We start from the raw sequence: 26,567 nt of genomic DNA on the forward strand, positions 1-26,567 counted from the left end.
TAAAATGAAAAAGAGGATTTTACTAATTGTAACACTGCTTGTCACAAGCATGTCCATTGCACAAATAAGGGTAACCCCTGAAGGATACCCTTTAATGCCAAACAAACCATCAGAAGTCACTTTAATTAACACTGACACCATTTTGGTGCAAAAAGTCGATGGAATAGTTAGGGGCATCGAATTTGGCGATTTTAAAGCCTTGTTGCCCACTGCATCAGGGACCGATGACCAAACCGGGGATGAGGTGCCCTTAAATACTACAAACTTCAATGGAAATCTTTCGGCTTTAGATGATACGGTACAGAAAGCTTTTGAAACTTTAGATGAAATCTCATCTGGAGCGGGTACTGATGATCAAAATTTAACAGGGGCCTCCATCAATTTATCAAATGTACTACAAATTGATATTGAAAATGGAACTTCAGCAACAGTTGATTTGTCACAGCTAGCCAATTCAGGTACAGATAATCAACAAGTGAATGAATTTCAAATTGTTAATGATGAGTTGAGGTTGAGTATTGAAAATGACGGGAACCCAGCCTATACTGTAGATTTGTCGCCTTATGTTGGAGGTCCCACCGGAGGAATTTCCACTTCAGATATAGACACTTTCGCTGAACTCAACACCATTGTAGCCGACGAAACACTTTCGAAAGCCAGTGACATAGGAGTAACGATACAGCCCTATCACGCGAACACTGATACAGATTCAACGGATGATGTAGTGGTTACCGGACCGCAGAGTATTGGAGGGGTTAAGACATTTACCGAATCACATACCATTATTGACAATACCGTAGATGGACTAGCAACTGATGATTCCTATCTCATGATAAAAAACTCCACTTTGACGGGGCTGGGGGTCAGTGCAGGGTTTGGCGCATTGTATTTTTTGGATGACAAGATCAGGTTCTCTGTATCAGATGCGGTTTCGGGAAGTTCCAACAACTTCGGAATCGACCCTTCAGCATTGACCGCCTCGCAGGATCTGATAGTGACCGATACCGACATGACTTGGAACGGTATTAGTCTCTTGAGTGGAGTAAGTGCGGACAACCTAGGTAACCACATCGCAACCCAAGGTTTGAACATGAACGGGAATTGGATATCCAATGTAGATTATCTCCAGCCTAACCATTTACGTTTTATAGTTACCGATACTGAACCAACATCTACAGAAGGAACGATGTACTCGGACCTATCCGAAAGCAGATTGAAATATTACGACGGCACTTTATGGAGGGCTTTGGCCTATCAAGATGAAATCGTGGGTGGTTCTTCCCTACCTACAGACGACACCACACCTTTGGTACAGGACCCTGTTGATAATACAAAGCAAGGAGGAATAGATGTAGGGAATGTTCCAACGGGAACAAAAGCAACCCTGTCGTTATCAGCGGACAATACATTTTTTGGGAACCTGACTTCAACAGCTACAGTGCGGGGTCAGGATGTTCTTATAAATGGTGATAATTCTGGGGATTGGTGGCAGTTGAGTCCGGCAGTTGGTGACAATCCAAATTTAATTTTTACCGCCGTGGATAACAATGTTGCCACTGGAAGCGAATTTACATTCAATAGCACAACGGGCAACCTGACCGCCTCTGGAGGCTTTGTAAAACAAGGTGGTACAAATGATCAGATATTATTGGCCGATGGAACTACATCCTTGTTGTCGGAAAAGATAGGTTCAGATGCAACCGGTTATGGTGCTGGGGTTACAACAACGGACAATATTGTAGTCTGGGACTATGATGTCAACAATACAGAACCCACCGCTGGTCCCGGTGATACCGTAATCGGTGTCAATGTTCCGTTGGCAGGCACTTTTTCAGGAACTACCATTCCATTGGACAATTATGTTCAGAAAGACGACAGCACGACTGATACGGCAACATGGACTATAGACGCCACGCCAAAGAACGGTGCTGTGGCAGAAATTAAATTGAACTTAGCAGCTGAGCCAGCCCCTTTCTCAACAGATACAGGGGTCAGTCAATTGCCTGGAACAACCGATTTTTCAGCAAGCACAGACCAGCTTTTGACGGTAAAGGTCATTTTAGGGACTGTTTATTACTATTACACAAACCTATGATACGGATATTCTTTTTATTGATTCCTTTTTTGGGTTTCTCACAAGTGCCGGATTTATTGTTGGCAAGCCAACAACAGGCCAATTCCGGGCCATCAGATTCGCGGGATTTACCGGGACTCGTCTACTCGGTGGACGACCCGCCGACCGACCTTAACTTTTTAGGGGACAGACAGATCGATATCGGAAGTACAAATATCGATTTTACACCCGGAACAGATGAGTTCAGTATAGTTGTAAAGATGGGCGGCACCCATCCGACATCGTTTTCCAGCATCATCGCTAAGGGAACAAGTTCCTCTGTACAATATATGCTGGGCATACAGGATGGGAACAACCTTAACACCGCACTTGGGGGCGGCAATATAGTCCAGTCATCAAATACGTTCTACAGCGGTACGGACCTTTACATATGGACGGTCTCCACCACTACCCAGATTTTGAGGGACGATGGGACCGAAAGGCTCAATGCCGCATTTTCAGGAACGGCCACCAATGCAAGCAATGTTACCATAGGGGGCCGCTCGGACAGCACCTCACAGATGACGGGGAGCATTGCATGGATAAGGATTTATAACAGGGTATTGAGCGCAAGTGAGATATCAGCTATTGAAGCTGAATTCATGTACCTATGGTGGATAATATTGGTCGTTCCCTTCAACAATAGAAAAAGATTTGAAAAAACAAATGAAAAATGCGCGGCCTAACAACTTTAATATTGGTTTTCTTTTGGTTTGGACAAGGTGTCTCGCAGTCCACATTGACAGCTGTTGATAATCCATTATTGGCCTTTAAAGGTGCATATGGTGCGGGAGCCTTTACAAAGGATTGGGTCGGAAGACCGCTGTACTTTGTCGATAACTGTAATCCTTCCGGTGCAGGTAGTCTTTCCGCTGCGATTTCAGGTGTAAATTCCACTGGGGGTGTTGTAATCTTCAATGTTGCTTGCGAGAATGGGATTGAGAACACCTATAACGGCATGACCATTGACCAGGACGGTAATCCAAACGGCGGTTTTTACATTGCGGGCCAGACCGCCCCCGGCAAGATTGTGGTCACTGGCGGAAGATGGAGGGCAGAGGAGACCGACAATATCGTTATCAGGTATATTTCCCATCGCCCGAACTATAGCGGTGATGATGCATTTGAACTTATTTCTGTCGAGAATGTAATAATTGACCATGTATCGGCAGCTTGGGGGGGTGACGAGGGTTATAGCACTAGGGCGTATGGCGGCAATCCAAATCAGAACATCACCTTTCAGAACATGTTCATTTCTTCGTCAAAGACTGGGACTTTGTTAGGTGATTCCACGGACCCTTCGTTGGCGGGAAATCTTTCCGCGCACAGGAACCTTTATTTCAACATATCACATAGGGTCCCCAATATTAATTCCGATGGTAGGGCCGATGTGATAAACAATTTGACGTGGGATTGGCAGAGCAGGCTGACCTTTATCAACGGTGACACCCAATTGAACCACATTAACAACTATTATGAACCCGGAATAAGGACAACTATCGGTGACGCAAGGAACAAGGCCCAGCAAACGGATCTGCCCGTAATATTTACGGAAGGCAACGTTGTCGGTAAAGGCTTGTTTTTGGAGACGGACAATGACCGTGACCTTTGGGACGAATTTCGTTCTGGAGTTGGAGGTGTTGACCTTGGCCCTTCTTTTTTTGCATCGACACAATATACCCCATTGTTGGGCAATCCAGTTCCGGTCATTTCTGCTGATTCAACTTTTGTACATGTAACTCAGGAAGCGGGGAACAATAGACACATAGCCAATGATTTGAGCGTTGTAAAGGATTGGGATATGGTCGATGACCATTATCTATCGATAATATCGGGGGGCGAGGGTTCTCATCTGGTCTATGAGAACGATCCAGAGACATTTACTTCAGAACAGATATATATCGATTTCCACAACCTGTCCCATGGAACTATATCGGCTTCAAGACCTGTGGGATGGGATACTGACGCGGACGGTATGCCGGATGTTTGGGAATTGACTGAGTATGGAGATTTGACACAAGGTTCTTGGGGCGATTTTGATTCAGACGGTTGGACAAATTTGGAGGAGTATTTGGCCCTTGTGGATGTGACCGCGCAGAGTTCCCCTACACAGGGAAAGGTGATAAACTTTGGAAGGGCAAAAATAGGGGGAAGATTAGCTAAAGTAATAACGAATTGATATGACAAAGATCAAGGAAAAATGGGGTGACTACTCCCTTCGAGAAAAGATTGCGATTGTAATTGGTAGTGTACTGCTTACCATACAGGTTGTGAGGTATGCGACAAATACCTTATCGGAAAATCTCAATATTGAGAAATGGGTCTTTGTTGGGGCAGTACTTCTATTGTTTGCTCCAATTGTACTTGTGGAAATCATCAAAAAGAGAAAAGGAGGAAACAATGCCTGAAAAATTAAAGACATCCGTTGAAGTGGTTTTCGCTATTATGACATTGGTGAGCACAATGACTATACCATGGGGATTGTTGTTCCTTAAGGTTGTGGTAGGTTTTCTGACCTATTTTTTATCACGTATGGTCTATCGGTATTATAAAAAGGATATCGATGCATTTGTGGACAGTCTAAAAAGGAAGAAATGAAAAGATTGGTAAGATGGTTGACCACGAAGCGCCGATACAGTTTTAAGGCACCTAATTTCTTGATGGCCTTGTTCGTATGGTTTTTGGCTTGGATGTTCTTTAAATGTTTGTTTTAGATGTTTCCAGTAGGTGACATAGCGAGCTACGATATTACCGGAAAAGGTTTTGACAAAAAAATAGAGCAAAAGGTCCGGGTGTGCCACATGAACTACCTGGTCCATATAGACCGGCTGATGTTCAAGAAGCACGGAATCCATGTCTATGTAAGTCTTAAAAGCTCATGGAGGCCCAAGTGGTGGGAACTGATCAAAAAAAGAAGCGGACTTAGCCAGCATGTCTATTCTTATCTTGGTGCCACGGACATAACTTGTGATGACTTTGCGGAAAACTGGGAAATCCTGTTGGAGTATTTGATCAACCACACCTCGTATACCAGGTTGGCGGTCTACCATACGATTGACCCCAAAACCGGCAAGAAAAGTGGATTCATCCACGGGGACTACAAAAATGAATGTAATGATGCCTACGTGTACAAAATTGTTGGCGGGGCATGGAAACGAGACTATCCGATAGAGAGAAACAATTAGAATTAAATCATGAGATTGATCACCTATCTTTTATTGTTAATGCCCATTATGGTTTTTGGGCAACTTGAGAAGTCACAAAGCAACGCTATATCTTCTTTTAGTCTTTGGTCACCACTTTTTGAAAATATCGAGTCGATTGACAAGGTGGAACTAGAGGATGGGAAGTTGTTTGTGTATAGGACCATATATCCAAACTCAAACGATAGTTGTGCCGTCTATCACCCTGACGGGAAGTGTTCTTGGAGCGAGCCTAGAAAGGTCAGGGATGTTTATGAAGATAAAAATGGAAATATAGTTTTTGTTGGCACCGAATCCCCTAAATATAAGACTATTTTAAAGGAGGTTGAAACATTGGTTGAGACTTGGGAATGAAAAAATACTGGACCTACATATTGATTTTCTTACTCTTGGGCTGCAAGACAAAAAAGCAAGTCCTTAGAACTGAAATAAGGACTTCCGATACGTTGATCGTAAAATCAGAGATGATAAAGGCCCCGGTCCTGAACCAGGCATTGACCATTGAGCAGATATGTGATACTGTTACTGGTGAGGTTGTCAGGTTCAAAAAGGTTTTTGTGGTCGATGGAGATTCAATTGAAATTCTCACCAATGATAATAACCAGCTACAGGTTAAGATTTCCCAATTGGAAAAGTTGGTGAAACAAAAGGACAGCATTGCAAGTGTCAAGGAATCAGAGAACACAATGGTTTCAGAGAATACTATTTACAAAAAAGATTGGAGGTGGATTTTTAGTGCGTTGGCCATTGGTTTTTCCATAGGGATTATCAAACCTTGGAGATTTTTCATTTAGTCAATCCCTCATAACGCCCAACTTCTTCCCATACTTCAGACCATATTCCCTTCCCATCTTCACATAATCAGTGAGCATTATCTGTGCTTGGAGATAGTTCTCTGCATGGGAGCTTATATAGACCCTGTCCTCGATCTTCTGTCGCACATTGAACATCATGTTCTGTAGTTCCTTATGGGCCTTATAATTTGAATCCACAAAATGGGGGTCCCTCATGTTTTTTCTGAACAGCCTGTACTCCAGGCGAAGTACCTCCTGGCACACCCTTTCGAGTTCTATAAGATCCACTTTTTTTATTTCAGAACCCATTTTAATAACGTCCGGTTCTTTCGGGTTTTGGCCCTCTGTTGTCCAGGTTTCTTCTCAGGCCGAAAAGTTCCCATCCATCCTTTGGGATGTAGTATGCATTGATTTTCATCATCAAAGTGGGTTCCTGGGAGTCCTCTCCTTTAAAATAGAGAAAGAAGTTGCGCCTCATATCATATTCCATATAGAAGCCGTTCATGCTGCTGGGGAACAGCATGAATTCTTTACGGAAAGCTTCCCTTAACCTATATTCTCCAATCTCGACCAGGACTATGCGGAGGCTCTTCCGTGAATGGTTACGGAACACATATTCGGACATAATCCAAAAATATGGAACATTTCCAATTGTAAAAAGTTAAAGTTTTTGGTAATTTGGTAGCTCAACCTCAAAATGATGTGCTATTCAACCTCAAACAGGGAAAAGTCCCAGTCACAAATGGAGCGGGAACTGGAGGCCCAGTTGCGCCACTCCAACCAATATAGGTTCTACTTCTGGATGAACGGGTTTTCACATGGAGAGTTCAACGCCGTTACCCAAGAGGACCCAAAGCATATCGAAGTGATGAAATGGGGCATTGTGGAACCCAATACCCAGAATGTAGAGGAAAGATGGAAGATACTTAGAGGTAAATCCCTCAACACCCAAAGTGAACATGTTTTTGAGAATGCCAGAACAGAGGATGCCATCTTGGACCGGAGGTGCATAGTCCCGGTGACAGGTTATTTTGAACCTTATTATGTGAAGAAGGATTCTTACCCACATTTGGTCAAGCCTATACACGAGACATATTTAGGGCTGTTGGGAGTGTACAATGTTATCGATGGTGTCAGATATACCTCGATACTGACCACAGATGCCAATGGGTTCATGCTGCATGTACACAACCAGAAGAAGAGACAGCCCATAATGTTGGACCCGTATTACTGGGGTGATTGGTTGGATTCCTCCATAAACGAGGGACAGATCAGACAGTTGATGTTCCAATGTGATACGGAACAGGAAATGGAGGCATTTACAGTTTTAAGAACAGCTACGACAGGGAACAAGCCAAACAATGTTCCTGAGGTATTGGAACCCCTACACTTCCCGGAAGTGGTCGCACAACAAAAGTTCGACATCAAACAGATGGAGACCTATAACGATAACCTGGACAATCTTAATGCTGGGTTTGGAACCTCAACACTTTTTGGGTAATGGACATTGAAACCTTCAATAATCTCTCAAAAGAAGAGCGTCAGGAATACTTCTGGGATTTCGCCAATAGTCCAATCGATTCCCTGAAGACGCTGAATTTTGATTATTATCTATTCAGACAGGAAAATACTGGACTCCATTTTGAACTTAGGGTAGGAAAGATACCTAACCAAACAGATGTGAAATGCATTAGTGAGAACGTGGTCATTGAGCGTTACGGCAAAAAGCATCAAAATGTGGATGGCAACCCGTGGGATTAAAGTATTCTGTTGTTTGGCAGATTGCAACTATTTTTGCAAATTTTTTGCAAATTTTTTCTAGTTAACTATATAACACATTGATAAACAAATAATAGATATTAGCCTTCTAAGCAGACGGTCATAGGTTCGAATCCTATCGCGATCACACCCTCAAAGCCCCAGCTATGCTGGGGCTTTGTTGTTTATTGTTCACTAAAACTACATGTATCAAGAGTTAGTGCGCTTTAATCATGCTGAGGTGATGCACTTCATGACCAAAAATCGACTCTAATTACTGTGTTAAAGTAACTTCCAATTCTTGCATCAATCAACAGTAAAATTTTCTCTTGGGATATATTTTTAAATTGAAAAGCTGCTCAATTTTCTATCACATTTAATAATTACGATATTTATGGTCTTACAATCTATGTTGGAGTATGATGAGCTTTTTACAGGGAATAGCAGCGTTTAATTTTTTACTTTTTGCGGGGTTGATTTGGTACCATAGGAAAAAGTTGGACAATTCTATCCATATTTTTTCATTCTTCTTGCTAGGGAAAGGGTTAACCATACTGAGTAATTTACTGATGGACAACTTTAGGTTTGCTGATAATAGTTTGCTCTTGAGTAGTGGGATAATATTGAACTCTTTTCTATTTTTTTATGCTCCATTCCTCTACTTGTTTGTAATTAATATAACCAAAGGAGATGCTCCGTTCAAAAAGCATTTCCTACATTTTGTTCCATTCTTCATTTTCTTTCTGTTGAATGTCATCTTGGTTTCATCCCTCTATGCTGGAATCAGGAACGAATGGTTCAACTCGGTTCTTTACATAAGAAACACCTACCTCAATCTTTATTTTGTACAAATAATAAGCTACACTTTAATTTCTTTTTGGATGGTCTATACCGCGGAAAAAAGAAATACTGTACCCAAGAAGATTGTAAAATGGATCAAACAAGTACTCGCGGTTTTCCTAGCCATTTGGATACTGTTTTTGGTAAGTTCATTTCCCACAATTTCAATGATGCTTTCCACCGCATTGACCATTTCTGGAATGATACTGCTCATTGTGCTCTCCAATGTTTTATTGTTTTTAATGTTGAATAGCCCAGAGTTCTTCTATAACAATTTATCCGTTAAGTTGAAGAAGGAACCCAACAGCGACGTAATAAATAAGGAAAGCTACGGCCGATTGTGTGATTTAATGGTAAATGAAAAGCTGTACAAAAAAGCAGATTTAAAAATTGGGGACCTTTCCCAGGCCTTGGGCCAATCGGCACGTAATATTTCTATTCTGATCAATACCTTCTATAAAGGTAACTTCTATGATTTTGTTAATTTTTACCGTATTGAAGAGGCTAAAGCTCTACTAAAAAGCGGAGATGAAAATATGACCATATTGGCCATTCTGTACGAATCAGGATTTAACAACAAATCTGTTTTTAATGTTGTCTTCAAGAAAATGGTTGGAGAAACACCGTCTTCATTTAGAAAAAATCACATCGCTACCCTTTACGGATAAACAATTCTTCATTTTAAGTGGTAAGCGTTCCCATATCCCCGGTTCGCTGTTAAATGAGTCTTAAAAATAGGTTCTGATTTATGCATTTGCGTGTATTCAGACGACCCGAGACCGGCAATCAGGTATGTTTGCCACGGTTCTATGGACTTCTTTTTAGCTCCATTAAAACCTCTTTAACCACTCGCAAATTCAAAAACAATTCATGAGACATTTACTGCTGATAAGATTACTGGTTATTATTTCTATTGTTGGATGTACCAAAAGCTCCAAGGCGCAAGAACTCAAACGAAAAGCATCGTTGGGAATTATGATGCAGCCTTTGACAGATAGTTTGGCGACCGAGCTCAAACTGGAACCGGGTGCCGGACTATATATTTCGGAGGTGGTGACAGGCAGTACCGCGAACAATTTGGGCATGAAGAGCGGAGCGGTGCTTCAAAAAATCAATGGTAAACAAATGAGCTCTAATCGAGATGTCTTTGAAATACTTGCTGATTTTAGAGCGGAAGATGATATTACCCTAGAGTATATTTTGGATGGAACACGTGTTTCAAAAACTGGTAAAGGCATTGCCAGACCCAAAGAAAGCTATGAAAACGCGGAGGTAACCTACGGTACGGTTTCGTATGAGGGCAACATGCTGCGCTCTATATTATATACCCCAAGGAATCGGAGCAATACCCCGGTGGTATATTTTTTACAGGGCTATACTTGTGGCTCCATCGACCTATCATTTGCACCAGACCATCCTTATATGAAATTGATTCGTTCCTGGGTGGACGCTGGTTTCTCCGTATACCGCTTGGAAAAACCAGGAGTAGGTGAAAGTGAAAGTCAAAAAAACTGCTTCGAAATTAATTTTAACGAAGAACTGCAGGCTTTCCAAGAAGGTTACAAAGACTTAATGGCAATGGAAGAAATAGATACCGACAATATCTTTTTGTTCGGACACTCCATGGGTGGGGTAATTGCCCCTTTGTTGGGAGAAATAAAACAGCCCAAGGGAATCATGGCCTATGGAACCGTAGGCAAAAAATGGTACGATTATATGGTGGATTTATACACCATACAACCAAAACACTTTGGGATTTCCGAAGCTGAAATAAAAGAGAACAACAAAATCAATTTAAAGTTCAACGATGACATGTTGGTTCATAAATTATCTGGTGCAGAATTGGCAAAAAAGGAAAGTTATGGACAACTATTTGATCTCAATGAACTCAAAACAGAACAATATATAGGAAGACATATCACTTTTTGGCAAGGTTTGGCCGATATAGATATTCCTGAAGTATGGACAAGAACCAGAACCAATGTTTTTATTATGCATGGAGAGTTTGATATCCAGGCAATAAATGAAGAAGGCCCCAAAAGGATTGTGGACTTGGTAAACAAGAATGGAAGCAATGCAAAATTCAAAGTGATAGAAAATGCGGACCATGGATTTATAAATTTCACGTCCATGCAACAGAATTCAGAGACCTTGGGCAATGGTAGCTATAGCAGTCATGCAAGAGATAACTTTAACTTGGAGATTGGCAGGGAGAGTATAAAGTGGATGCAGGGTTTGCTTAATGGATAGTTTGACGAAAATGAGAATTTTATTGCTTTGTACGGTACTTGCTTTTGCATGTCATATAACAGCTCAAGAGGTCAACCTGGAGATTACATCAGATTTAAGTTCCCATGCCCAGATAGACTCTGTTTTGGTCAGTGATGTAAAATTTAAGAACCCAAAATTTGATAATCCACATGCCGGAAGCGGCTTCTTATTGGAACATAAAGGCAAGCTATATGCCTGCACGGCCAAACACGTGCTGTTTTTTGCAAAAACGGATAGCATGAAGACCATAAGTTTTGATGACGAACTCAAGTCTTGGGAGTTTGTTTCAAAAAAGAACAAAAAGAACAAGGTTTTGGCTGGCAAACTAATCAATGAGGACAAACAGGAAGCCATAGTAATGCCTCCAAAAGGAGATTGGTTGGTTTTTGAAGTCGAAGGAGAGATTCGGCAAGGCATTCAGATTTATTCCCTTAGGGAAGAACCTTTGAGTGAAGGAGAAAAGGTCAGGTTTTTAGGCTACCCCTACAATACAACAAGGCCTGTAAATGTAACAGGTTCATTTATCGGATACACCAAAGAAGGCAATTTAAGCTTGGATGTTCCTAAAGGAAACTACGGTGGATGCAGTGGCGGCCCTGTTTTGGACACGCAAGGCAGGGTGGTAGGATTAGTATCCATGGGGTACTTCAACCAGAAGGAAAACAAAATGGTTTTTGAACCTGCTTCGATCAAATATTTTCAAACAATCATCAATAACTAAATATTAAAACCCATAAATAAGATGAGAACATCAATAATTGTTTTACTGACAGTTTTTTTGACGCAGAACCTGGCTGCACAATTTCATACCTTGAATATGCCTCAAGGAAGCCCCAGGGTACAAGAGACCCAAAGATTGGGGATTACTGAGATTACATTGGATTATGGAAGTCCCGCAGTACGAAACCGAGATGTTTGGAACGATGTAATTCCACAGGGAGGAGACCCTATAGCATGGCGTGCAGGGGCCAATATGGCCACCACTATAGAGTTTTCCACTGATGTAAAAATAGAGGGAAAACCGTTACAGGCTGGAAAATATGGTCTACACATCATTCCACAAAATGATACCTACACTTTGCTTTTTGCCCATAATTATAATCAATGGGGAAGCTACTATTTAGATAGAGATAATGATATTACAATGGAGGTAACTGTTCAACCTGAAACCTGTACCACATCAGAACAGTTGGATTACGAGTTTTTGAACAGGACAGAAAACTCTTTGGTCATTGGTTTGGAATGGGGTGAGAAAAGAATTCCTTTCAAAATAGAAGTTGACCTGAATAAAACAGTGGTGGAAAGCTTGCGTAGCGAACTTAGGGGTATCAATACCTATCATTGGCAAGCCTGGAATGATGCCGCAAGATGGTGCCTGGATCATGATACCAATTTGGAAGAAGCCTACGAGTGGGTAAATCGCTCCATAAATGGAGGATACAATGGTTTTGCCGCCCATAGGGACATCCGGAATCTGGTGACCAAGGTCAATCTGATCGCCAAGTTGGGAAAAACTGAGGAGTTGCAACCAACCTTAGATCAAGCACAAGATTTGGTAACACAGGATTGGGAGGCCAACTATCTGACTCAAACATTGCTACGAGATGGTTTTTACGAGCAGGGCCTGAAATTGACCGACCAGAATCTTAAAACCTTTCCGAAAGCATGGTTTTTGCACTTGAACAAAAGCTTGGCGCATTATTTCCTTGGAGATAAGAAAAAAGCTTTGAACGGAGCCAATAAAGCCTTAGACCTGGCCCCAGAACCTAGAAAAGCCAGAATCAGGGAGATCATTTCCGAAATCAATGCAGGAAACTATCAATTTCCATCGTAGGTAGATTTTAATTTCTGAGCTAATTCAAGCACAAATGAAAAAACTGAACAAGAAATCATTTCTAGTGCTCTCTGCTGTGTTGATAATGGCATTGGGATCAAATATCCGAGCACAGGAAGACAGGAGTGTCAATGCTGACAAGAATTCGTTGAAAGCCTTTTTGTCTGATACAGGATATACAGAACTGGAAATGCAAAAACTGCCATCAGGTCACCTGCACTTAACAGGTGTTTTAAACGGAGTACAGGCCAAGTTCATTTTGGATACTGGGGCAAGCGGCACTTTGATGGACAGAAAGAACAAGGATAAATTTAAAATGGAATCGAAGGAGTCCGAGTTGCAAGCCGCTGGGGCAGGAACAAGCAATATGCAAATGCAAGCTTCCAGTAATAATCAATTGACTTTGGGTGACTTGAAGATCGACGACATGAATTTGATGTTGATTGATATGGACCACGTGAACAAGGCCTTTGAAAGATTTGGATTGGAACCGGTAGATGGAGTTATTGGTGCCGACCTCTTAACAAATTATAAGGCGATAATCGATTATGTTAACCTTTCACTATATGTGAAAAATTAGTGGATTAGTTGGGGATAAATCAATGTTTGCAATGAAATGAGCAAGCTTTTTAGGTTTTTTGAAGGACAATAGGTTGCACAAATACTGCTGAGATGTTTTCAGCAGTATGCAACCTCCCCAACGACCATAGAATAGGTTAGAAATTGCCATAAAAACCAGAAAACAAATGAAAAAAAGAGTATTCTATCTTTTGATGGCCGTTGCCTTTTTGTCCAGTTGCAAAAAGCAGCAGGATGTATTTCAACCCTATAGTAATACTACCGTTCCTGTTAAGTTGGGAGAGGGAACCTTATCTACGGATTCCATTCAGTGGAACAATGTTTATGTTGCTCAAACCCATGAACTTTTTTATACCAAGATGGGTAAATCGGCATCCGTTATAAACAAATTAGATTATTCGGATGGCACCTTTAAAGGTCTGGAGACCATACAATTTCCCGAAGGAATACCTCATACAGATATTTATCTGGATGAGAAAGGTGAATTCATGTTGTTTTCCTCATTGATGCCCGAATTTGAAGGTGACACCATTTCAGATTGGAATATCTGGAAATCGATAAGAAAAGGAGGAAAATGGCAGGACCCTGATCTTTTTTATGGAGGTGAGGTAGAGGAAAATCTGTTTTACCCTTGGCTAACGGCAAGCGGAAATCTCTATTTTTCCCTTACCCCACATGAATCCAGAAATAGTGATTTGTATGTTTCCAAGCTTATCAACGGAGAATACCAAAAACCTGAAGCTTTACCCAAATATATCAATTCACAAAAACTGGAAGGGGATGCATTTATAGCTCCCGATGAGTCCTACCTCATTTTTGCTGGTTTTGAAAGAGGACAAAATATAGGAAAGTCGGATTTGTACATCAGCTATAATATGGATGGAACTTGGTCGGCACCTGTGTGGTTGGGTGACAAAATCAATTCAGATGGCTATGATGGTAGCCCATTTGTAACCCAAGATGGTAAATATTTAATATTTACTAGCAGCAGGGACAGCACAGATGATGATACATTTTTCAACCATTATATTGTACCGTTTGATTCCGGAAAGTTTAAGGATACCTCGCTTAGACTTGAGAACTATCTTGTGAATGTTGGAGTAACGCCTATCAGGTTGGAGGTAGATAATCTAACCACTTCTGGGGTGGAGTACGGTGGAAGTCTATCTATGAAAAATGGTGAAATATTTTATACCAGGGCAACAGAGGATTTCTCAGAACGTCAAATTACCCGGAGCCGATTTGTAAATGGGATATTTTCGGAGCCGGAACGGGTAAAAATAGGAGGGGAGTACTACACGGACGCCAGCGATGTCCAGATTACGGAAAATGGAGACTATCTATACTTTAAAATGCGGGGCAATGTTCCGGATGATGTTTCTCGTCGAGACGGAAATATATGGAGAAGCAAATCAGAAAATGGAGTATGGTCCAAGGCTGAACTTCTACCAAGTGAAATTAATTCCGAATTAAGCGAGTACTACCCGATGATCACCAATAGCGGGAATCTCTATTTCAGTCGAGAGTATGAAGATACCAGCTATGACATCTATGTATCAAGATTTGAAGACGGAAAGTATCAGGAAGCCGAGAGGCTGCCAAACCATATCAATACTAATTTATTAGAGTCCGATGCTTACGTTTCACCTGACGAAACTTATATGGTTTTTGTCCGCATGTATGCGGAAGAAGGCCTCGGGGTATCAGATTTATACATATCTTTTCAAGAAGACAATGCATGGAGTCACCCTAAAAATATGCGCTCCTTAAACAGTAATGGCGTGGACGGGAGTCCATTTGTAACGGCCGATGGAAAATATTTGATTTTTACCTCGACCCGGGACTCGGAAAACCCCGAGGTATTTGATGGGCATTTGGACATCTACGCAGTACGATTTGATAAAAACAATTGGAAATAGATGAAAAGTCTACTACGAAAAGGGCTTGTGCCCATGATGTTTTGTTTTCAGTTCTTGTTTGCGCAAGACCCAAATTTTGAAAATCTACGTGCCGATTTCCTTAAGGGATATGCAAAGTTGGACATAACGTATATCAACATCAGCTATGTGCAAAATATGCAAGCTATCCAGGGAGCTGAAAGTATAAGGGAGCAAGAACTTTTTTTTAGGGATTTACAAAATAGACTAAAACACGTGGACCTTAAAAAAATGGATGAATACCAAAAATTGGATTATGACATTTTAATCTATGAAACGGCGCTTAATTTGGAGCGCCTAGCCTTGGAAAAAAAATGGAAAGGTTCAGATGAACTAGATGATTCCAAGAGTGTTTATCATATTGAAAATGGAAAAGAGTGGTATGCCTATCTGCTAAAAAAATGGGTGGATATCTCGATATCACCCAAAGAAATGTTCCAGTTTGGCCTGTTGGAAATTGAAAAGGTCAAAGCACAAATGAAAAGGCTTCAACAGGCATCTGGACTTTCTGAAACAGATTTTTATAGCGGATTGGACGATGAAAAGTTCTTTATTGAACGTGCAAGTGGGGTACAAGCGGAGTTTGAAAAAATCAAAAGTAATATTGGCGACATAGCCGTCAATCTCTTTCCATACATCAATGACATCCCTGAAGTCCATATTGCCAGGGGGACCAATCCTTCATTGGCGCATGCCCCCGCTTATTATGCCAATAATACCTTTTACTTCAACTTTTTTGATGAACCATTTAACCGAAGACAGCTTGGTTGGTTTTTTGCCCATGAGGCAATACCTGGGCACCATTATCAGTCATCTGTAAACCGTGTTGTAAAGAGAACAGAGATACAGGATTTGTTCTGGTATGCAGGCTTTGTGGAAGGATGGGGAGCTTATGTGGAACATTTGGGAGATGTTCTAGGGGTATATGAAACCATTTATGATGAATATGGAAAGTGGGAGTGGGATTTAATTCGTTCTGTTAGGGTTTCGCTAGATGTAGGTTTAAACTATTACGGTTGGTCGGATGAGGAAGCTATGACTTTTTGGAAAAAACACATCACAGACAAAGATGATATAGGAGTTCGTGAGATCAATAGAATGAAGCGTTGGCCAGCTCAGGTGATTTCATATAAATATGGAGCAAAGGTATTCTTAGGGCTTCTTGAAAATGCTAAAAAAGACCCCGACTTTGATTACAAAACGTTCCATGAAAAACTTTTGAAGCACGGCGATATTCCAATCAGTGTTTTAGAAAAAAGATTGGACAAAGGGGCAAATTAAAAGATTCATTTGCTCCTTTGCCTGTCCTGATTAATGCCTAGGATTCCAAACAGCCTGATCTTTACTGCCATTTGCTTTATAATAATCTACCGATTTGAGCTCGGTATCATTCAAATAGGTATATACCATGCGTGCTATTCCCCATGTGGAGTGGTCTGCCATTTTCCCCTGGATATCTAAAAACTGTCGCTCAATTAATCGTCCTTGGGAGTCATAGATCCATTTTTCAGTTGCATATCCAAGACTGGAATCATTCACCATACTGTCCGATAGATTATAAAAAGATCTACTGACCGGTTTATTATTGGTGTTGAAATCCGTTCGCACCTCATGAATTTCGGTTCCATTTATGTGGGTTGGAACATTGTTCATAGTAAAATATGCCCTATTGACTTGGTGCATGCCATCCGCGGTATATGTTGTTTTGATTAAACCTACTCCGTTATTGGCGTTTACTGGCTTTCCATCTATCCCATAAAAGCTTCGCGATGTTGCATTGCCATAATTATCGAAGGTATATTTAACAATATGGGCGCCCCAGTTGGTGGTCTGGGGTTTTCCATCGGCATCTACAAAAGTGGCCGATTCATGTTCGTAGAGTGGGGCAGGGGTATATTTGATCTCTGCAATATTGCTCATGCCCCTTTTCGGCTTACCGTTTTTGTCCAGATTGAGCCATTGCACAAAAAAGGCATTGTTGTCATAGCCAATTTTGGTGTGAGCTATTCCAGCGTCATCAGGCGTTATTTCCTTTCCTTCTTTACCCAAATTTGTCATTAAACGTAAAAGTCCGCGGTGGTCATAGGTAAACTTTGTAATGTAGTAACCAAAACCAGGCCTATTTCGTTGGATGTTTCCATCGATGTCAAATCGTTTTTCAACCACGGTGCCATCTAAGTTGGTTTTCCATTCGTAAGAAGCTATCCTAAAATCATTTTCAATAGGATTGCCATCAACTCCATAAAATTTCAACGAAGTTCTGTCACCGTTATCATCCGTGGTAAAAATGGATTTGTACACATCCCCAGATACCACGCAGCGTTGACCATGCTCATTATAAAATGTTCGGATTTCTTGATTGCCTTGGTATGTTATCTCTATATGGGACCCTCTTACAAAACGATCGGAGAATGGTTTGATTTTTCCATTTAATAGATGGCGCACACGGACCAATTTCCCTTCTTTGTCGTAATCAAACTGAAAATGATTGACCTTCTCCGCTTTTTCTTTTGGCAATGGTCGTGTACCCAAAATGTTGGCATATGGAGTTTCCCTAAAAGCTATTCCGGCATAGTATGCACTGCGAAACGTATTTTGATTATCAGGAAGCTTTATTTTTTGAATAAAGCCGGTCTTTGCAAAAGCCTCCGTGAAATACAATTCGTTGGATTCCTCATTGAAAAAGAGTCCATTTGGATTGGCCAACTTAGTTGACAGTGCGTTGCCAACACCTTGACCTTGCTCTCCAGTACCTGCCAATGTTTCCACCTTGCCAGCTAAGCTGACCCTGTAAATCCGATGATCCATGAGCGCGGTAATATAGATGGTATCGTCAATGATCTTAAGGTGCCCTGTGCGCCATTGTTTGTCTCCTGGTACTGTGGCTAATATGCTGGATTTTCCGGAAGGGTTTATTTTGACAATATTCGCATTGTTAAAATTGGATACGTAGAGATTTCCATTTGAATCAAAATCAATTCCTCCTGGGTTGATAAGTTTGTCGTCTTCTGAGAAAATTTCTACTTGCCCATCCAGAGTAATTTTGGAGATATTGCCCTTTCCATCATTGACATTGTGCGTGACATAAAGGTTGCCCAATGCGTCCTGAGTCATGGGACCAGGACCTGGCTTAACGGTGGCAAAATGATTTACGTTCCCCTTTGGGTCAATTTTGGATAGTTGGGCACCCTTCCATTCCGATACATAAAAGAAACCGTCTTTGCCCTTGGCAATATCTATAGGGCCCTTGAGACCAGAAGCGAATACTTTTATTTTTCCATTGGGATTGACCTCATAGATTTTATCCCCGTCCCAACCTTCGGTTGCGTAGATGGTGCCGTCTTTTTCAACGAATATCCCGTCTGTAAAAATAATTTGGTCGAGCTGAAGTTTGGTAATTTCTTGAGCACATAGGTTAATGCTAAAAAGAATTAGAAGAAATTGGGTCAACAGTTTCATTTTGTGTGTTTTATGATTGTTAAAAATTTGTGTGGAGTATTACTCGATTTAGGGGTAACCTAGGTTTTAGTACAGTTTGATATGATTTTTTCCAAGATTGTTGCCAATTGGTCAATTTCTGCCTCAGAAACTCCCTCCAGTGCGTGCGCCCTATTAAACTGGACAATTGATTTTAAACCTTTTTTGGTTTGAAGACCTTTTGGTGTGAGTGTAATCCTAAATTTTCTTCGATCTTCTTTATGAATATCCCGTTGCAGAAACCCATTCTTGATCATAAGGTCGATCATTCGTGTAACCGATGCATTATCCTTGAAGATTAAATTACCAATTTCTGATTGTGACAAGTTGGGATTATCCGCTATGAAGAATAGTATGAGGGCATGATCTACCGTGATGTCATGACTTAATTCATTAATGTTTTTCTGGGCAAATCTGCGATATTCCTTAATGGAGCGCTCAATAAGGTAGAATATGGTACGAGAGGGTAATCCTAGCATTAATTAAATATTTGATACAAATATAATTGATATATCAAATAAATAAAACCATATTAACTGTTAAAAGATTATTGATAAGGGAGCAAAACAAAAACGCCCTATTATAATAGGGCGTTTTTTTCACCAGAAACTTGTGGTGCTTTAAAAGATTTGTACAATCTACATTTTCAACCGCATAAAGAGTTCGTGGGTATTGTTATCCAATCCATCAATGGAATTTTGAATGGCCGTCTCATAGGCATATCCAAGGTTAAACCCATTGCTTATGCTGAATAAGAACAGTCCGCTTATACTTTCATCATGTCTGTAGGAAGCACCAAACTCAAATCGTTCCCCAAAATCCACAATACCTGTCAGTTCTAAAGAAACTGGAGAAGCATCCACGTATCTTAACATGGCCATTGTCTTAAGATCGGTTGTTTTTCCCAATATAAAACTGTACCCTCCGCTGAGGTAGGCATGCAACCTGTCTGCGCCTAAAAAAGCGTTACCGTCACGTTCTTGCAAACGATCTGGAGTGAGCAACTTTGGAACTGACAGGGATGCAAAATAACGGTCATGTTTTAGATAGGCCCCAGCCCCCACATTGGGGGTGAACCTACTTTCATAATCCATTAGGGTACCATCTTGTCCTATACCATAGGTGACCAATCCGTCTGTATTGGCGTCGTAGGAATTTGCGCTTCCCTTGATACCAAAGTACAGTTTGTGATCTTCATCCAATTGGATGAAATAGGAGATGTCAATAGCCATCCATGTCTGTTGCTCTATGAAGGTACGGTCATTGAGGATGGAAACCCCAAGTCCGACATTTTTACCCACTGGCATGCCAAAAATGGCACTTTGACTTTCTGGAGCTCCTTCAATCCCGGCCCATTGACTTCTTATGCCCAAGGTAAATTCCGCTCCTTCGGAACTACCTGCAAAAGCCGGGTTATAGATGTTCATATTATAACGATAGAAAGAATAGTTGGGGTCTTGTTGACCTATTGCTATGAAGGACAGCAAGAATATCGCTAGAAAAATATATAATTTACTTACTAGGTTCATGTTTTTGGTTTTGTCTTGTTTTTAATAGTTGATAAAAATCCATCCTTGTAGCGGAGCACTTCCGTCACCTAGGTCAATTACGTATAGATAGGAACCTGGAGGTAGCTTTTCGCTTCTACTTTTGTAGAATCCTTCCCAATCGTTCTGATAGGATCGTGTTGCAAAAACTTCATGCCCCCATCGGTTGAAGACCTTCACAACATTATTGGGATAGTTATCGATACCAGGAATAATCCATGCATCGTTGTTACCATCACCATTAGGGGTGAATGCCTGTGCCGGAACCAAAGAAGGTTCATCATTGTTCGGGAAGGCATCGGTTCCATCCGCTATTCCGTCATTATCATCATCGTCATCTATACTATCTGGAATACCATCTCCATCATTGTCATCAGGTACATCATTGGCATCTAGAGGATCTGTTCCTTCCGAGTCTTCAATTTCATCGGAATACCCATCTCCATCATCATCTGTATCGGAGTTGTCACCAATACCGTCATTATCAGTATCCAAACTTTCATTAGGGTCAGTTGGGAAGTCATCTTCAGAATCTGGGATACCATCATTGTCATCGTCTGTATCCATATTATCCCCAAGACCATCCCCATCGCTGTCCTGATCGGGCGTACCATCGTTGTCATCATCGTTGTCAGAATTGTCTCCAATTCCATCACCATCCGCATCCGAATCTTCATTTGGGTCAGTAGGGAATGCATCTTCATCATCTGGAGTGCCATCATTATCGGCATCATCATCGGCATTGTCCCCAGTTCCGTCGCCATCGGTATCGGTATCCTCATTTGGATCTAGCGGGAAGTGGTCCTCCGTGTCAGGGGTTCCATCCCCATCATCATCGGTATCCGCATTGTCCCCGGTTCCGTCCCCATCGGTGTCTGTATCCTCATTTGGATCTAGCGGGAAGTCGTCACCGGAATCAGGAGTACCATCCCCATCGTCATCGGTATCGGTGTTGTCCCCGGTTCCGTCTCCATCGGTATCTGTATCCTCATTTGGATCTAACGGGAAGTCATCCCCAGAGTCAGGAGTACCGTCATTGTCATCATCGGTATCGGCATTGTCCCCGGTTCCATCTCCATCGGTATCGGTATCCTCTGCTGGATCTAGAGGGAAATTATCCTCTGAGTCAGGGGTTCCATCCCCATCATCATCAGTATCTGCATTGTCCCCGGTTCCGTCCCCATCGGTATCGGTATCCTCCGTTGGATCTAACGGGAAGTCATCGCTGGTGTCCGGAGTACCATCACCATCATCATCGGTATCGGCATTGTCACCAGTACCATCACCGTCGGTATCTGTATCTTCAGTTGGATCTAATGGGAAGTCATCGCTGGTGTCCGGAGTACCATCACCATCATCATCGGTATCGGCATTGTCCCCAGTACCATCACCATCGGTATCGGTATCCTCCGTTGGATCTAACGGGAAGTCATCGCTGGTGTCCGGAGTACCATCACCATCATCATCGGTATCGGCATTGTCACCAGTACCATCACCGTCGGTATCTGTATCTTCAGTTGGATCTAATGGGAAGTCATCGCTGGTGTCCGGAGTACCATCACCATCATCATCGGTATCGGCATTGTCACCAGTACCATCACCGTCCGTATCTGTATCCTCCGTTGGATCTAACGGGAAGTCATCGCTGGTGTCCGGAGTACCATCACCATCGTCATCGGTATCGGCATTGTCCCCAGTACCATCACCGTCGGTATCGGTATCCTCTGTTGGATCTAATGGGAAGTCATCGTCCACGTCAGGAGTTCCGTCCCCATCGTCATCGGTATCAGCATTGTCACCAGTACCATCACCATCGGTATCTGTATCCTCCGTTGGATCTAACGGGAAGTCATCGCTGGTGTCCGGAGTTCCATCACCATCGTCATCGGTATCGGCATTGTCACCTGTTCCATCCCCGTCCGTATCGGTATCTTCAGTTGGATCTAATGGGAAGTCATCATCAACGTCCAAAGTTCCGTCTCCATCGTCGTCGTCGTCACATGCATTACCTTCGCCATCGTTATTAGTATCTAACTGATCGGCATTAGCCGTGTTCAGACAGTTATCGGTATCATCTTTAACTCCGTCGTCATCTGCATCAGTTTCTTTAGCAATGGTATCGGTAGCAGGATCTCCTTCGTTACCATTGGTGTCCGTGAGGGTGACCGACAAGGTTATGGTTCCATCTCCCAAACCACTTAGATCTATTCCTGAAATTTGATCAGTTGCACTACTAATTGTTCCAGTACCTGTAACATTGGTACCTCCTCCATCGCTACTGAAAGTGTAGTTGTAGGTGGCTCCTACTTCTGCTCCGGCAAAGGTGAAGCTAATTGCGGTTTCATTTGAGATGTCAATATCACTTTGATTGATGGATACAGTATACCCTGAAGGGGGTGTATCGTCCACATCTGTAACTTTTACAGTGATGGATTGATCTGTAGTTCCACCTGTATCAGTTGCTCTTAAGGTAATTTGATACTCGTTATCTCCGTTTCCATCGTCTGGACTCTCAAAATCTGGTGGAGTTTGAAAGGTAAGTTCACCAGTTGAACCATCGATGCTGAAGTAATCGTTATCTCCTCCTGTGGCCAATCCGTAATTAATGCCATCATCAGCTGATCCTCCGTCTCCGTCATTGGCATCGGCATCAACAACAACTATTGTGTCATTCTCGGCATATTCCACAACGGCAATCATGTTGAATTCAAAAACCTCTTCATGGGCACCCACAACATAGAATTTCGAACCATTGTCGTTAAAGGTCAAACCGTAAGGATTGTTTTCTTGGACATCTGTGTCATAATCTGATGCATTACCATCATAGCTTCCCGAAGAAATGTCAAACGGGGTTGAGAGCGTATAGGTTGATATTCCTCGATTAAACCCTAAAACAAACAATTTGGTACCATCAGCACTCAATTCAAAGTCATTGGGGCTGCTCTCCGCTGAAGGAGAAAAAGAATCGGTGTAAGTTGCTGAACCTATATCAAAATTGGTTGATAAGGCATATTCTCTTATCGTTGAACCATTGTAGTCAAGCAAATACATTTTACTACCATCGGAACTAAAGTCAATACCATCGTAATTGCTTCCTTCGCTTGGTGTAAACCTTTGGTTGTAGGTGGCCGTGGAGAGATCAAAAGGAGTGGAAATGACATACTCGTCAATTCCTGCGCCTGAGTTACCTGTATGGTAAAACTTTGTTCCATCGTTGTTGAACGCAATTCCTTGTGATCTTGAAGTTAATCCGAGACTAGTTACATGGGTAGCAGTAGATACTTGGTAGGGCGTGCTAAGGTTATAACTCTCAACCCTTCTATCATAGGTGCTGGCAAACATTTTGGTGCCATCATCATTGAAAGCAATCCCATAAAGTGAGCTCAATTGTCCTGTTACATCGAAGGAATTACCAGAGTATACCGCAGAAGATACATTATAAGCCGATGTGGGATGAGTGAAAATCGGCAGGTCATCTGCTGGAGTGATGGATATGGTTATGGTGGCAGTTACCACAGTTCCTGCATCGTCAAGTTCATAAGTAACTGTATCCGAACCATTTTCATTGCTATTTGGAATATAGATTACCTGATTGCTTCCATTTACCGAAGCAGTTCCCCTAGTTCCTTGAACAGTAATGGTAATTGTTGGAGTGTTATTGGTATCATAAACATCATTATACAACACATCTATTGGGTCTGAAGTGGTATCTTCCTGGACCACTGCTAAATCATTGTTGGCTGCTACTACCAAAGCAATATCAAACGGACCAAAAGTACTTGCCGCTGTATTTCCGGCATTGTCCTTTGCTTCAGCATGGATGTACCAACCGGTTCCTCCGCTTGAAAACGAAACACTCTTGGACTGACTATTGCTCCATGAACTCCAACTTGAATCCCCTGTTGCAGGAGGGTTTACATCTTGAACCAGCACATAACGCTGTACATCGAACCCACTGCCTGTACCTTCGTCTTGAAAGGCTAAAACAATGTTTGTATCGGTATCAATGCTTCCGCTGGAAGGTGTAGCGGAAATTGTTGGATCCGTTGTATCATGGGTTATGCCCAAGGTACGATAGAAAGGCTCCGACCAAACTCCGGTATCTGTCTGAACCCGAAGACTGATGATATAATCGGCAGAAAGTGTATTGTATGCCGAGAAATCTGTCATTGGGGTAGTGGAATTGTAGATTTCGGTGTCTGTTGGATTACCATCATTGTCGTAGGTACGTTGGGTAACGATCCATTCGTTAGTAGCAATCGTTCTACCGTAAGGGTCTATTGAATTGTCCTCAATATTGATGGACATATTTCCAGAATAGGTAAATAATTCATCAGGTTGTATGTTGAACTGGGCCACAGGTAAATCTGTACTACCCGCTGAACCGCTTCCGTCCAATTCAATAAACACACTTGTTGGGCTACTCCAAGTACCTTGATGATCTTGAACTGTGAGCATTACCAAATATTCACCATCAGGTACTGCGTTTTTATCAAAGACACCAACGGTCCAATCGTCGGTAGATGCGGCATCCACTGATTTCCATTTCCATTCATTCTGGTTAATACCGTTGTTAGCACCACCATCCAAATCGTATGAAGTATTGTTGAACACTCCTGTGGATGGGCTATAGGTGAAACTAGCTATTGGCTTTCTATGAAAGAACAAAATTGATGGCGCAGTGGGCATGTCTTCAAATGTGAAGGTATACTGTCCCGGTTTTTCGAAGAATTCAGGAACATCTTCTAGATAAAGCCCGTTCCACGAGACCTTTCCTTCGTTGTTGTCAAAGTAGGTTTCATCATGGGTAATCTTCCATCTACCACTTGGGTAACTGGCATTGGCCGTGTTGGTCTTCATCTCGGCAGGATCAACATCAATCTCAACCGAAGTCCCCGCAATGAAATAATCTCCAGCGGTCACTGTACCAAAGAGATATTGGTTGTAAATGTATTGGGCCATATCATCAATCCAGGTGGCCCAACTTCCGGCATCCCTGTTGATGAAGGTTCCCTGTGTATTGTTCTGTATAATAAAACGCTCAAACTGTGCCTGGTTGGCATTTGTTCCCCAACCTATATAGTGAATGTCTTCATTGATGGTACGCATCAATATTTCGGAAAGATCGGAGTCAACATCAAAATCGGCAACCTCAATATCATCCAAGTTGACGTTGAAACGTAATGCGCTGTTTCTCCATTGGGGCTCACGAAGTACATCTTTAAAAGCCCTCAATTCTAATTTTTCTATGGCAATATCCTTGAAGTATGCATTTTGTTGTTCGTGAACATAGAAGCCATAACTTCCGGAAGAATGTGTCGTATCAGTAATATTGAAGGATTCTATCCAATCTGTTCCGGCAGTACCTCCACCACCTCTTCTGGAAATTTTAATGTCATCGCCGCTCATTTCTATCCTAAAATCGATGGCTTGACCATTGTAAAAAGCACCAAACATGTCTGCTCTATTGGCATCCCATCCATAGGTAGCGGAACCCGTCGTTCCACTATTGGTATTAACCGCCAAAATGGTGGTAATCCCATTTTCTCTTTTTAAGATGGCCTCTGCAGGGTACCCATCTCCCGGAGCATAGCTCTGAAGATTACCACAATAAGTGTGGTTGTCTATAATGTATGCATAGAAATTATCGTTGTCTACCTTTCTAAAAATAAAGCCCACCTCTGCATGCACATAGGGGTCTCCCGAAAGTCCAAAAGTGGCAGAAATGGTTCCATCTGCTACATCCCCGGTTGGATCATACATAGCAACCCCGTAATTGCCCGAGTTTCTGGCAACAGGGTCCGCAATTATCTGGTTGGTATTGCTGTCAAACGAGAAGTAGGTACCACTATAGGCACCACCGCCGGCACTACTAAGATAATTGTGCGGATTTGGCGGTTCTGCTCCATTGAAATCCATTACGTTCCAGCTGTTAAAAATATCACTGGCATCGGCCTGATCGGAAGAAATGGTACTTCTCTGGAAGGCTTCCACCCTTAGTTTACCAAGGGGAATTCCTTTGTTGTACATGGCTTGTTCTAGATCGTTCTCAAAGGTGGAAAGGTCCACATTTGCCGATCCCACAGTAACCATCACATCTACATTAGGTCCCTGCTGAACGGTCATATCAACGGTTTGCGCTTGTACCGAACCCAGGAAAAGTATCAGAAGAAAGAATAAAAATCTGGTTAATAGAGGTTGTTTCATGGTAAGT

The 26,567-nt window shown here is 42.0% G+C and carries 23 protein-coding genes; 17 read left to right on the top strand and 6 right to left on the bottom strand.

Annotation, left to right across the window (positions count from 1 at the left end; all coding sequences use genetic code 11):
* Positions 1-4: 4 nt before the first annotated feature.
* The 8 genes from DX873_RS17655 to DX873_RS17690 all read left to right on the top strand — a co-directional run bounded on the left by DX873_RS17655 (position 5) and on the right by DX873_RS17690 (position 6,110).
* Positions 5-2,095 (top strand): hypothetical protein, encoded by a 2,091-nt coding sequence (locus tag DX873_RS17655; RefSeq protein WP_147296691.1) that lies wholly within the window; start codon positions 5-7, stop codon positions 2,093-2,095.
* A complete protein-coding gene (locus tag DX873_RS17660) occupies positions 2,092-2,799 on the top strand; it encodes a LamG-like jellyroll fold domain-containing protein (RefSeq protein ID WP_116185825.1) in 708 nt (235 codons plus the stop codon). Before DX873_RS17655 ends, DX873_RS17660 begins: the two co-directional genes overlap by 4 nt.
* Complete coding sequence (locus DX873_RS17665) at positions 2,787-4,292, top strand: hypothetical protein (RefSeq protein WP_116185826.1); 1,506 nt, start codon at positions 2,787-2,789, stop codon at positions 4,290-4,292. The genes DX873_RS17660 and DX873_RS17665 overlap by 13 nt, the downstream gene beginning before the upstream one ends.
* A 1-nt stretch (position 4,293) precedes the next feature.
* The gene (locus tag DX873_RS17670; protein ID WP_116185827.1) at positions 4,294-4,521 is read left to right on the top strand and encodes a hypothetical protein; all 228 of its coding nucleotides are present in this window, start codon (positions 4,294-4,296) and stop codon (positions 4,519-4,521) included.
* Positions 4,514-4,711: a hypothetical protein gene (locus tag DX873_RS17675; protein WP_116185828.1), complete on the top strand. Its 198-nt coding sequence runs from the start codon at positions 4,514-4,516 to the stop codon at positions 4,709-4,711. The genes DX873_RS17670 and DX873_RS17675 overlap by 8 nt, the downstream gene beginning before the upstream one ends.
* Before the next feature lie 116 nt (positions 4,712-4,827).
* Positions 4,828-5,298 (top strand): hypothetical protein, encoded by a 471-nt coding sequence (locus DX873_RS17680; protein WP_116185829.1) that lies wholly within the window; start codon positions 4,828-4,830, stop codon positions 5,296-5,298.
* Positions 5,299-5,307: 9 nt separating this feature from the next.
* A complete protein-coding gene (locus DX873_RS17685) occupies positions 5,308-5,670 on the top strand; it encodes a hypothetical protein (RefSeq protein WP_147296692.1) in 363 nt (120 codons plus the stop codon).
* The gene (locus DX873_RS17690; protein ID WP_116185831.1) at positions 5,667-6,110 is read left to right on the top strand and encodes a hypothetical protein; all 444 of its coding nucleotides are present in this window, start codon (positions 5,667-5,669) and stop codon (positions 6,108-6,110) included. Before DX873_RS17685 ends, DX873_RS17690 begins: the two co-directional genes overlap by 4 nt.
* On the opposite strand, the gene DX873_RS17695 is transcribed toward DX873_RS17690, so the two are convergent.
* Together DX873_RS17695 and DX873_RS17700 are read right to left on the bottom strand one after the other, a co-directional pair.
* Positions 6,111-6,419, bottom strand: a complete 309-nt coding sequence (locus tag DX873_RS17695) for a hypothetical protein (protein ID WP_116185832.1) — start codon at positions 6,417-6,419, stop codon at positions 6,111-6,113.
* Position 6,420: 1 nt separating this feature from the next.
* Positions 6,421-6,735, bottom strand: a complete 315-nt coding sequence (locus DX873_RS17700) for a hypothetical protein (protein WP_116185833.1) — start codon at positions 6,733-6,735, stop codon at positions 6,421-6,423.
* 72 nt (positions 6,736-6,807) lie between these two features.
* On the opposite strand from DX873_RS17700, the gene DX873_RS17705 reads away from it, so the two are divergent.
* The 9 genes from DX873_RS17705 to DX873_RS17745 all read left to right on the top strand — a co-directional run bounded on the left by DX873_RS17705 (position 6,808) and on the right by DX873_RS17745 (position 16,610).
* The gene (locus DX873_RS17705) at positions 6,808-7,611 is read left to right on the top strand and encodes an SOS response-associated peptidase (protein WP_116185834.1); all 804 of its coding nucleotides are present in this window, start codon (positions 6,808-6,810) and stop codon (positions 7,609-7,611) included.
* Positions 7,611-7,871, top strand: coding sequence for a hypothetical protein (locus DX873_RS17710; protein WP_116185835.1), 261 nt, complete (start codon positions 7,611-7,613; stop codon positions 7,869-7,871). The genes DX873_RS17705 and DX873_RS17710 overlap by 1 nt, the downstream gene beginning before the upstream one ends.
* A 416-nt stretch (positions 7,872-8,287) precedes the next feature.
* Positions 8,288-9,376: a helix-turn-helix domain-containing protein gene (locus DX873_RS17715; protein WP_116185836.1), complete on the top strand. Its 1,089-nt coding sequence runs from the start codon at positions 8,288-8,290 to the stop codon at positions 9,374-9,376.
* A gap of 202 nt (positions 9,377-9,578) precedes the next feature.
* Positions 9,579-10,958, top strand: coding sequence for an alpha/beta fold hydrolase (locus tag DX873_RS17720; protein ID WP_116185837.1), 1,380 nt, complete (start codon positions 9,579-9,581; stop codon positions 10,956-10,958).
* 10 nt (positions 10,959-10,968) lie between these two features.
* Positions 10,969-11,700, top strand: a complete 732-nt coding sequence (locus DX873_RS17725) for a S1 family peptidase (protein ID WP_181899558.1) — start codon at positions 10,969-10,971, stop codon at positions 11,698-11,700.
* 21 nt (positions 11,701-11,721) lie between these two features.
* Entirely contained in the window at positions 11,722-12,813 is a 1,092-nt protein-coding gene (locus DX873_RS17730; protein ID WP_116185839.1) for a DUF2911 domain-containing protein, read from the top strand.
* Between the two features lie 34 nt (positions 12,814-12,847).
* Positions 12,848-13,393 carry a retropepsin-like aspartic protease gene (locus tag DX873_RS17735; protein ID WP_116185840.1) on the top strand — a complete coding sequence of 182 codons (546 nt, stop codon included), beginning with the start codon at positions 12,848-12,850 and terminating at the stop codon, positions 13,391-13,393.
* A 166-nt stretch (positions 13,394-13,559) separates the two neighbouring features.
* Positions 13,560-15,311, top strand: coding sequence for a TolB family protein (locus DX873_RS17740; RefSeq protein WP_116185841.1), 1,752 nt, complete (start codon positions 13,560-13,562; stop codon positions 15,309-15,311).
* Positions 15,312-16,610, top strand: a complete 1,299-nt coding sequence (locus DX873_RS17745) for a DUF885 domain-containing protein (RefSeq protein ID WP_116185842.1) — start codon at positions 15,312-15,314, stop codon at positions 16,608-16,610.
* 30 nt (positions 16,611-16,640) lie between these two features.
* On the opposite strand, the gene DX873_RS17750 is transcribed toward DX873_RS17745, so the two are convergent.
* The 4 genes from DX873_RS17750 to DX873_RS17765 all read right to left on the bottom strand — a co-directional run bounded on the left by DX873_RS17750 (position 16,641) and on the right by DX873_RS17765 (position 26,479).
* On the bottom strand, positions 16,641-18,788 hold the full coding sequence (locus DX873_RS17750) for a virginiamycin B lyase family protein (RefSeq protein WP_116185843.1): 2,148 nt from the start codon (positions 18,786-18,788) through the stop codon (positions 16,641-16,643).
* A gap of 59 nt (positions 18,789-18,847) precedes the next feature.
* Positions 18,848-19,285, bottom strand: coding sequence for a MarR family winged helix-turn-helix transcriptional regulator (locus tag DX873_RS17755; protein ID WP_116185844.1), 438 nt, complete (start codon positions 19,283-19,285; stop codon positions 18,848-18,850).
* Between the two features lie 159 nt (positions 19,286-19,444).
* Positions 19,445-20,335, bottom strand: coding sequence for a PorP/SprF family type IX secretion system membrane protein (locus DX873_RS17760; RefSeq protein ID WP_116185845.1), 891 nt, complete (start codon positions 20,333-20,335; stop codon positions 19,445-19,447).
* Between the two features lie 21 nt (positions 20,336-20,356).
* Positions 20,357-26,479, bottom strand: a complete 6,123-nt coding sequence (locus tag DX873_RS17765) for a T9SS type B sorting domain-containing protein (protein WP_181899559.1) — start codon at positions 26,477-26,479, stop codon at positions 20,357-20,359.
* Positions 26,480-26,567 lie beyond the last annotated feature (88 nt).

Origin of the sequence: Flagellimonas nanhaiensis, from assembly GCF_003382275.1 — a bacterium.
In the GTDB taxonomy this organism is placed as follows: domain Bacteria; phylum Bacteroidota; class Bacteroidia; order Flavobacteriales; family Flavobacteriaceae; genus Flagellimonas; species Flagellimonas nanhaiensis.